Genomic DNA, 9,584 nt, shown 5'->3' with positions numbered 1-9,584 from the left:
ATGCCGGGATGCTCGATGAGACTCTCCACACCACCCAGCGATTCGGCCAATGCAAACAACTCACAGCGCTCTAACATTCGACGCGCTCTCTTAAGTCCACCCTTGACTTCGACACTGATGATTCCGCCGAAGCCGTCCATCTGTCGGCGCGCCAAGGCGTGCTGCGGGTGCGACTTCAGCCCCGGGTAGATGACTTTTTCAATCGCCGGATGGCGCTCAAGCCATTTGGCCAATTCAGCGGCACTTTCGCAGTGCGCCTTCATGCGCAGATGAAGCGTCTTCAAACCACGCATCGCGAGGAAGGCATCGAACGGTCCTGCGATCGCGCCCACCGAATTCTGCAGAAATGCCATCTGTTCGGCTAATGCGGACGTGCCAGCCACCACGATCCCTCCGACCATGTCGGAATGGCCATTGAGATATTTAGTCGCCGAGTGCAACACCAGATCGGCGCCATGCTCCAACGGTCGCTGCAAGACAGGTGAACAAAACGTGTTGTCCACCACCAGGATCAGGCCATGCTTCTTCGCAAAACGCGCAACCTTGCGCAGGTCCACCAGCTTGAGCATGGGATTAGTCGGCGATTCAGCCCAGATCACCCTGGTTTGCGGCGTCAGGCTTGCTTTAAGTGCGGCTTCATCGTTCAGGTCGACGAAGCTGAAATTGAGTCCCGCCGAGCGTCGTCTGACCCGCTCGAAAAGCCGATATGTTCCGCCGTATAGATCGTCCATCGCAATGACGTGGCTGCCGGAATCGAGCATGTCCAGAACCGTGCTTGCCGCAGCAAGTCCCGAGCCAAATGCAAATCCAGCGACGCCACCCTCCAGGTCGGCGACGCATCGCTCATAGGCCATGCGCGTCGGATTTTGGGTGCGCGAGTACTCGTACCCCTTATGCTTGCCAGGGCTTTCCTGGACATATGTCGATGTGGCGTAAATAGGCGTCATGATGGCGCCGGTCGACGGGTCGGGGCTCTGTCCCGCATGGATTGCACGCGTGCCGATTCCAAGTGTTTTTTTGGCTTTTTCTTTCATATTCAATGACTTGAAATTGTTAATGCGGGCTAGCCCAATCGAGTAGGCGGCCATCTTAAACCAGGATATCTCTCCAGATTGGCGGGAAGGCACTGAATGCCCGCCAACTTCCCAACACCACATGAAAGGCCACCCGAAAAACGGATGAGCCAAGGTTCTGCCGACGAGCCCGGCATGACACAATAACGAGTCCCTCCCTGGAATCCCTTGACTTATGAAGACAATGCTCGTTACCGGCGGCGCCGGTTTCATTGGCGCTAATTTTGTGCTCGAAGCGGTGCGCCAGGGACACAAGGTCGTCAATCTCGACAAGCTGACCTATGCCGGCAATCTCGACACGTTGTCATCGATAAGCCAAAACGACAAACACGTCTTCGTCGAGGGAGACATTGGTGATCGGGCGCTAGTCGCGCGGTTGCTCACGAGCCATGGTGTGAATGCCGTGGTCAATTTTGCCGCCGAATCGCATGTGGATCGATCGATCGATGGGCCTGCGGCTTTCGTTGAAACCAACGTTGTCGGCACGCTTGGCCTGCTTGAGGCCAGTCGCGACTATTGGCGCGGCTTGGGGAGCGGCGCCGCTGATGCGTTTCGCTTTTTGCACGTCTCGACCGATGAAGTTTATGGGTCATTGGGTGCGGAGGGTCAATTCACCGAGGCTACTCCTTATGCGCCCAACTCTCCTTACTCTGCATCGAAGGCAGCATCCGATCATCTGGTTCGCGCCTTCCACCACACCTATGGCCTGCCGACGCTTACGACCAACTGCTCAAACAACTACGGCCCCTATCAGTTTCCCGAGAAACTCATTCCGCTGATCATCCAGAAAGCCCTGGCGGGGGAGCCCTTGCCGGTTTATGGTGACGGTCGCAACATCCGCGACTGGTTGTTTGTGGGTGATCACTGCTCCGCTATTCAAAGGGTACTTGACGCCGGGCGCGTGGGTGAAACCTATAACGTCGGCGGCAATGCCGAGCGCGAGAATATCCAGGTGGTCAAGGCCATCTGCGCCCTGCTTGACGCGCGTCGCCCTATGGCGGATGGCCGCAAGCGTGAATCGCTCATTACTTATGTAAAGGATCGCCCGGGTCACGATCGGCGCTACGCGATCGATTCGAGCAAACTGCAAAAAGAGCTGGGGTGGAAGCCGTCGCAGACGTTCGAAAGCGGCATCGAACACACCGTGGACTGGTACCTGCAAAACCAGGCATGGTCCGATCGTGTTCTTGACGGCAGCTATCGGATGGAGCGATTGGGCGCATGAACACCAAGGGCATCATCCTCGCCGGCGGCTCCGGCACGCGTCTCTATCCCATCACCAAGGCCGTAAGTAAACAGCTGCTGCCGGTGTATGACAAGCCGATGATCTACTACCCGCTGGCGACACTTATGCTCGCGGGCATTCGGGATGTGCTGATCATCAACACGCCGCACGAACAGGAACTGTTTCAACGCCTGCTGGGAGACGGCAGCCAGTGGGGCATCCAGATTACCTACGCCGTGCAGCCATCACCCGATGGTCTCGCCCAGGCATTCCTGATCGGCAAGGATTTCATCGGCAACGATCCCAGCTGCCTCGTCCTGGGTGACAACATCTTCTACGGTGTGGGTCTCACCGAGCGCATGAAGCGCGCAGCCGCCCGTGATCACGGAGCAACCGTGTTCGGCTATTTCGTCCGCGATCCAGAGCGTTACGGCGTGGCCGAGTTCGATGCCAGCGGCAAGGTCATCGGACTCGAAGAAAAACCCTCCGCGCCCAAGTCCAATTACGCGGTAACGGGGCTGTACTTCTACGACAACCGCGCCAGCGATTTCGCCGCCAGCCTGAAGCCTTCGCCGCGCGGCGAGCTTGAGATCACCGACCTCAATCGTTGCTACCTTGACGACAGCTCGCTGCACCTGGAGCAGTTGGGTCGCGGTTACGCCTGGCTGGACACGGGCACTCATGAATCTTTGATGGAGGCCGGCGAGTACATTCAAACGATCGAGAACCGGCAAGGGCTAAAGGTCTGCTGCCCTGAGGAGATCGCCTATATCAACAAGTGGATCGACGCCGAGCAGCTTCAGCGCCTGGCCGAACCGCTTGCGAAAACCGGCTACGGCCAGTATCTGAAGAACCTTATCAAGCAAGGCTATGTCGGATGAAATTTACTGAAACATCACTACCGGGTTGTGTGGTCATCGAACCGCAGGTTTTCGGCGACGCGCGTGGGTTCTTCTACGAAAGCTACAACGAAGCCAAGTACCGTGAAGCGGGTATCGACCGTCGTTTCGTCCAGTCGAATGTTTCCCGCTCCGCGCGTGGCGTGCTGCGTGGACTGCACTATCAGTGGCCCTATCCCCAGGGCAAGCTGGTCAGCGTCATCGATGGCGAAGTGTTCGATGTGGCGGTGGACATTCGCCATGGCTCACCAACCTTTGGCCAGTGGGCAGGCGTGATGTTGACCGCGGAAAACCATCGGCATTTCTGGATACCCGAGGGGTTTGCCCATGGCTTCTGCGTGGTCTCCGAATACGCCACGTTCTCCTATCAGTGTACGGACCTTTATCATCCTGAAACCGATGGCGGGATCCGCTGGGATGATCCGGCCATCGGCATCGACTGGCCCATCTCCGCTCCCCTGCTGTCGGACAAAGACGGCAAAGCGCCGTTGCTGGCGGATGTGCCGGTCGCGCGACTGCCGGAGTACAAGGCTTGAAGATTCTGCTGCTGGGTGCCAACGGCCAACTGGGTCAGACCTTCATGTCCGAAGGCGGGCTCGCCAAACGTGGCGAGCTTGTCGCCGCATCACGTGACGGCCAAGTTCCATCGGGAGCGCGTGGCGTCGTGGGTGACCTGGCGGACTTGGTGGGTCTTGAAGCGATGCTCGACCGGGAGTGCCCGCAGATCATCGTGAATGCAGCTGCCTATACGGCCGTGGATAAGGCCGAAAGTGACGAGGCAACCGCGATGCAGGTCAACGGACACGCGCCGGGCCTGCTGGGACAATGGGCTGCCCGCCATGATGCACTCGTCGTCCATTACTCCACCGATTACGTCTTTCCTGGCGACGCGTCGATACCCTATCCGCCCCAGGCAAGCACCGGCCCCCAGGGCGCCTATGGGCGCAGCAAACTGGCTGGCGAGCAGGCACTACGTGCCAGCGGTGCTGCCCACCTGATCCTGCGCACGGCATGGGTCTATTCCACGGTAGGTCACAATTTTCTCAAGACCATGCTGCGTCTTGGCGCAGAGCGCGAAGAACTGAGCGTGGTCGCCGACCAGCGTGGCACGCCGACGACGACCACGATCATCGTGGCCGGCTCGCTGGCTGCGATCGACGCACAGCAGGCGTCGGCAAAGGCGTCCGCCCTATCGGGCACCTATCACCTGACAGCCAGCGGGGAAACTACCTGGCACGGCTTTGCAGAGGCCATCTTCGACGAGGCTGTTCGCGTAGGCGTACTGGCGCGACGCCCGATCGTCCATGCGATCGGCACCGAGCAGTTCCCCACGCCTGCGCGACGCCCGGCATACTCCGTGCTCGACAACACCTCGTTCACTGAGACATTCGGGCATGTACTGCCGGGCTGGCGCGACGGGCTTTCCGAAACCATGAACACCTTGCACGCCTCGTGAGGCCATCGTGCTGATCCCCCTCATCCTCAGCGGCGGTAGCGGTACACGCTTGTGGCCCGTATCGCGCAAGAACCTCCCAAAGCAGTTTCTCTCGCTCAGTGGCGAGGGCACCCTGTTCCAGCAGACAGTGTCACGGACGCGACTGCTGCCCGAGGTTGCCGCGCCCATCGTGGTGGCCAGCGAGGACCATCGCTTCCTGGCCGCCGAGCAGCTCCAGGAAATGCGTGTACCAAACGCCTCCATCATCCTTGAGCCGCTGCCGCGCAATACCGCGCCAGCCATTGCACTGGGGGCCCTGCACGCCTTGGAACGCGATCCGGATGCCTTGCTGCTGGTCTTGCCGGCCGATCATCTCATCGGTGATACCGACAGCTTCAGTGATGCCGTCAAGCGCGCCCTGCCATCGGCCCAGGCAGGTTGGCTGGTCACTTTCGGCATTCGTCCGGAGCGGCCGGAGACTGGCTTTGGCTATATTCGCCGTACCGATGCCATCGATGCCGACGCGTTTCGTGTCGGGCAGTTCGTCGAGAAGCCCAATGCCGAAAAGGCCCGGACTTATCTTGACGATGGCGGTTACGACTGGAACTCCGGCATGTTCCTGTTCAAGGCGTCACGCTACCTGGAAGAACTTGGCGAGCATGCGCCAGCCATGCTCGAAGCCGTGAAGCAGGCCTATGCCGGCCACCAGGCTGATCTGGATTTCATCCGTATCGATGCCGAGGCCTTCGCCAAGGTGCCGGACAACTCCATCGACTACGCCGTCATGGAAAAGACCCAACGCGCGGCCGTGGTTCCGGTGAGCTGCGCCTGGAGCGATATCGGTTCGTGGTCTGCGCTTTGGTTGACCGGCGAGCGTGATGACCAAGGCAACCTACGCGAGGGTGACACTATCGCCGTCAAGACGCGTAACTCGCTGCTGCGGTCCCACGACCGCCACCTGATCGCCACCGTTGGCGTCGATGACCTCATTGTCGTCAGTACACCCGACGCCACCCTGGTCGCGCATCGCGATGCCGCCCAGGACGTCAAGCAGGTCGTGGACGAACTCAAGGCGTCCGGTCGCAGCGAGCACTCACTGCATCGCGTCGTGCGGCGCCCCTGGGGAAGCTACGATTCGCTGGAGATATCAGACCGCTTTCAGGTCAAGCGCATTGTCGTCAAACCCGGTGCGCAACTGAGCTTGCAGAAGCATCACCATCGCGCCGAACACTGGATCGTGGTGTCCGGCACGGCGGAAGTCACCTGCGACGACAAGGTGTTCCTGCTGAGCGAAAACCAAAGCACCTATATTCCCTTGGGAAGCACTCACCGCCTGCGCAATCCAGGCAAGATGCCGCTTGAACTGATTGAGGTGCAGTCCGGCAGCTACCTGGGCGAAGACGACATTGTGCGTATCGAGGATGTCTACGGACGCGCCTGATTCCGCAGCCCCGTAGCGTGATCCAGAAATAGGCCGCGACGAGCGGCCTTTTTCCGATTGCGCCTTACTCCACCGTCACCGACTTGGCCAGGTTACGCGGCTGGTCCACGTCCGTGCCGCGCAGCACCGCCACGTGGTACGAAAGCAATTGCAGCGGCACGGTGAACACGGCCGGGGCGATCAGGTCGCCGCCGCCATCCAGGCGCAGCATCTCTCCCTGCTGCATGCTGTCGTCCATGCCAGCATGGGTGTCGGCGAATACGATGAGTTTGCCGCCGCGAGCGCGCACTTCCTGGAGGTTGGACTTGAGCTTGTCCAGTAGCGGGCCATTGGGCGCTACGGCGATGACCGGCATGTCTTCATCCACCAGCGCCAGCGGACCGTGCTTGAGTTCACCGGCCGGGTAGGCCTCGGCGTGGATATAGGAGATTTCCTTGAGCTTGAGCGAGCCCTCCAGCGCCACCGGATACTGCGCGCCACGCCCAAGGAACAAGGCATGGTGGCGATGCATCAATTGCTCGGATAGCTCGACGATCGCCGGCTCCAGCTTGAGCGCTTCTTCCACCGCGCGCGGCAGGTGCTGCAACTGCGCGCAAAGGCTGGCGTAGCGCTGCGCATCCAGGCCACGCTGGTGGGCCAGTTGCAGGGCCAGCAGGGCCAGCGCCGTCAACTGGGTGGTGAAAGCCTTGGTGGAGGCCACACCAATCTCCGGGCCAGCACGCGTCATTAGCTTCAGGTCGGCTTCGCGTACTACCGAGGACTCGGGCACGTTGCAGATCGCCAGTGTGCCCAGGTAGCCACGACGACGCGATTCGCGCATCGCGGCCAGGGTGTCGGCCGTTTCGCCGGACTGCGAAATCGCCACGAACAGCGTGTCGGCCGGCACAACCGCCTCGCGATAACGATACTCGCTGGCCACTTCCACGCTGACCGGCAAGCGCGCGTATTCCTCGATCCAGTACTTGGCCACCATGCCCGCGTGGTAGCTGGTGCCACAGGCGATGATGTGCAGTCCCTTCACCCGGGCCAGCAATGCATCACCGCCGACGCCGAAGATGTTGGGCAGCACACCGTGCGGCCCGATGCGCGCTTCGAGCGTATCGGCGATGGCACGCGGCTGCTCGAAGATTTCCTTCTGGATGTAGTGGCGATATTCGCCCCGCTCCACCGCATCGGCGGACAACTCACTCTCGTGCACGGCGCGATCGACCGCCACGCCAGCAAGATTGAATATCTCCAGGCTTTCCCGGGTTATGTCGACGATATCGTCTTCATCAAGGTAGATGATCTTGTTGGTGACCTGGATCAACGCCTGTGCATCGGAGCCGAGAAAATTCTCACCGATGCCCACGCCGACCAGCAGTGGCGCGCCTCGACGCGCACCCACCACGCGACCGGGTTCGTCGCGACTTATCACGGCGATGGCGTATGCGCCTTCCAACTCGCGAACCGTGGCCGTCACCGCGTCGCGCAGACCCTTGCCGCGCTTGAGCTGCTCTTCGACCAGTGCGGTCATGACCTCCGTATCGGTTTCGGAAGTGAAGACATATCCCTTGCTACGCAGCATTTCGCGTAGCTCGGCATAATTCTCGATGATGCCGTTGTGCACCAGCGCCACGCGGCCGACGATATGCGGGTGCGCATTGGCTTCGTTGGGTATGCCATGCGTGGCCCAGCGGGTGTGCGCGATACCGGTGCCACCGGGAAACGGATCGGCCTGGTACAGGTTTTCCATTTCCTTGACCTTGCCCTTGGCTCGTACGCGGCGGACATCGCCATCGACCAGGACAGCCAGGCCGGCCGAGTCGTAACCCCGGTATTCGAGGGCCTTCAGGCCGGCGATGAGCAAGGGCGCGACATCACGCTGGGCTGCGGCGGCAACGATTCCACACATCGACAAAGCTTCCTCTATAACGTGGACTGCCACTTTAGGCGGCGCCCCGTTTCAGGAGACTTTCACCGCATGCCCAGCACGTGTGGCCGGGCTTAGTGCACCTTGCGGCGCAGATAGTTCAACAGGTCGATGCGCGTGATCAGGCCCAGGAATTGCTCGCCGTCGACCACGATCGCCACGTGGCCGCGCTCGAACACCGGCAAAAGGGATTCGATCGGCGACCGCACGTCGAGCATCTGCAGGTTGCTGATCATCGCGGTGGCGACCGAATCGCGGAAGCGCGATTCGTCCGCATGCACGTGCATCAGCACATCCGATTCGTCCAGGATGCCGACCAAACGACTGCCTTCCATCACCGGCAACTGCGACACGTCGTAGAGCTTCATGCGCGTATAGGCGGTCATCAGCAGTTCGTTCGGGCCCACGACCACGGTATCGCGCTGAGCGAAGGGGCGTAGCAACAGGTCGCGCAGGTCGCCATGCTGCTCGCGGTCGATGAAGCCGTTGTCGAGCATCCAGTAGTCGTTGTACATCTTGGACAGGTACTTGTTGCCGGTATCGCACACCAGCGTGACTACTCGCTTGGGCGTAGTTTGTTCGCGGCAGTAGCGCAAGGCAGCGGCCAACAGGGTGCCGGTGGATGAACCACCCAGCACGCCCTCCTTGGCCAGCAGCTCGCGCGCCGCCAGGAAGCTCTCCTTGTCGGGAATCGCATATGCCTTCTTCACGCGCGTGAAGTCGCTGATCGAGGGCAGGAAATCCTCGCCGATGCCTTCGACCATCCAACTGGCGGACTTGTCCGAAAGCGTGCCTTCGTTGATGTATTGCGCCAGGATCGAGCCGACCGGATCGGCCAGCACGAACGCCGTGTCCGGCGAGGCCTCGGCGAAGAATGTCGACAGGCCGCTCAACGTGCCCGACGAGCCGCAGCCGACCACGATGGCATCGACCTTGCCATCCATCTGCTCCAGGATTTCCGGTCCCGTGGAGGCGATATGCGCCGCCGGGTTATCCGGGTTGCCGAACTGGTTGATGAAGTAGGCGCCTGGCGTCTCGCGCGCGATGCGCTCGGCCATATCCTGGTAGTACTCCGGGTGGCCCTTGGCTACGTCCGAGCGCGTCAGCACCACCTCCGCGCCCATCGCCTTGAGGTTGAAGATCTTCTCGCGGCTCATTTTGTCCGGTACCACCAGGATCAGGCGGTAGCCCTTCTGCTGTGCCACCAGGGCCAGCCCCAGGCCGGTATTGCCCGCAGTGCCTTCGACCAGGGTCGCACCGGGACGGATCTTTCCGGCGCGCTCGGCGCCCTCGATCATCGACAAGCCGATACGATCCTTCACCGACCCGCCCGGATTGGTATTTTCAAGCTTGAGGAAAAGCTCACATGGCCCGGTGTCCAGACGTTGCGCGCGCACCATCGGGGTACGTCCGATCAGTTCAAGGACACTCTGGTGGACCGTCATGTGCTGCTCCGTGGGTAGTTGTCTGCCGCAGGTCATGTCGCCGCAGCCATGGTGACCATGATAACCCGCGCGCTTGAGCGGCCTCAAAAAAGCAATGACCCCGGTCGCCATCAGCGCCCCGGGGCCATTCCTGTACGAAAACGTGCAGCGTCAG

8 protein-coding genes are annotated in these 9,584 nt (G+C 60.9%); 5 read left to right on the top strand and 3 right to left on the bottom strand.

Features of this window, described 5'->3' with window-relative positions; translation table 11 throughout:
• The coding region (locus tag VF436_RS08940; protein WP_330903663.1) for a PLP-dependent aspartate aminotransferase family protein at positions 1–1,034 on the bottom strand (1,034 nt) is incomplete at its 3' end.
• A 214-nt stretch (positions 1,035–1,248) separates the two neighbouring features.
• Between VF436_RS08940 and rfbB the strand changes: the two genes are divergently transcribed.
• The 5 genes from rfbB to VF436_RS08915 are packed head-to-tail and all read left to right on the top strand — an operon-like array spanning position 1,249 to position 6,073.
• Positions 1,249–2,298 carry a dTDP-glucose 4,6-dehydratase gene (gene rfbB / locus VF436_RS08935; RefSeq protein ID WP_330903662.1) on the top strand — a complete coding sequence of 350 codons (1,050 nt, stop codon included), beginning with the start codon at positions 1,249–1,251 and terminating at the stop codon, positions 2,296–2,298.
• Positions 2,295–3,179, top strand: coding sequence for a glucose-1-phosphate thymidylyltransferase RfbA (gene rfbA / locus VF436_RS08930; protein WP_330903661.1), 885 nt, complete (start codon positions 2,295–2,297; stop codon positions 3,177–3,179). Before rfbB ends, rfbA begins: the two co-directional genes overlap by 4 nt.
• Positions 3,176–3,733 (top strand): dTDP-4-dehydrorhamnose 3,5-epimerase, encoded by a 558-nt coding sequence (rfbC, locus tag VF436_RS08925; protein WP_330903660.1) that lies wholly within the window; start codon positions 3,176–3,178, stop codon positions 3,731–3,733. The genes rfbA and rfbC overlap by 4 nt, the downstream gene beginning before the upstream one ends.
• On the top strand, positions 3,730–4,653 hold the full coding sequence (gene rfbD / locus VF436_RS08920) for a dTDP-4-dehydrorhamnose reductase (protein ID WP_330903659.1): 924 nt from the start codon (positions 3,730–3,732) through the stop codon (positions 4,651–4,653). The genes rfbC and rfbD overlap by 4 nt, the downstream gene beginning before the upstream one ends.
• A gap of 7 nt (positions 4,654–4,660) precedes the next feature.
• A complete protein-coding gene (locus VF436_RS08915; RefSeq protein ID WP_330903658.1) occupies positions 4,661–6,073 on the top strand; it encodes a mannose-1-phosphate guanylyltransferase/mannose-6-phosphate isomerase in 1,413 nt (470 codons plus the stop codon).
• Between the two features lie 64 nt (positions 6,074–6,137).
• Here VF436_RS08915 and glmS read toward each other — a convergent pair whose 3' ends face one another.
• Together glmS and VF436_RS08905 are read right to left on the bottom strand one after the other, a co-directional pair.
• A complete protein-coding gene (gene glmS, locus VF436_RS08910) occupies positions 6,138–7,967 on the bottom strand; it encodes a glutamine--fructose-6-phosphate transaminase (isomerizing) (protein WP_330903657.1) in 1,830 nt (609 codons plus the stop codon).
• Positions 7,968–8,059: 92 nt separating this feature from the next.
• Positions 8,060–9,430: a pyridoxal-phosphate dependent enzyme gene (locus tag VF436_RS08905; RefSeq protein WP_330903656.1), complete on the bottom strand. Its 1,371-nt coding sequence runs from the start codon at positions 9,428–9,430 to the stop codon at positions 8,060–8,062.
• Positions 9,431–9,584 lie beyond the last annotated feature (154 nt).

It is taken from the genome of Dyella sp. (assembly GCF_036384435.1).
Classification (GTDB): domain Bacteria; phylum Pseudomonadota; class Gammaproteobacteria; order Xanthomonadales; family Rhodanobacteraceae; genus GSA-30.
The sequence above is the reverse complement of the archived record's forward strand: the minus strand, read 5'-3'. Positions and strand labels throughout refer to the sequence as shown.

Bases quoted from the DNA above. Each gene is read 5' to 3' on its own strand.
- rfbB (WP_330903662.1), top strand. From the start codon at position 1,249: ATGAAGACAATGCTCGTTACCGGCGGCGCCGGTTTCATTGGCGCTAAT.
- rfbA (WP_330903661.1), top strand. From the start codon at position 2,295: ATGAACACCAAGGGCATCATCCTCGCCGGCGGCTCCGGCACGCGTCTC.
- rfbC (WP_330903660.1), top strand. From the start codon at position 3,176: ATGAAATTTACTGAAACATCACTACCGGGTTGTGTGGTCATCGAACCG.
- glmS (WP_330903657.1), bottom strand. From the start codon at position 7,967: ATGTGTGGAATCGTTGCCGCCGCAGCCCAGCGTGATGTCGCGCCCTTG.
- VF436_RS08905 (WP_330903656.1), bottom strand. From the start codon at position 9,430: ATGACGGTCCACCAGAGTGTCCTTGAACTGATCGGACGTACCCCGATG.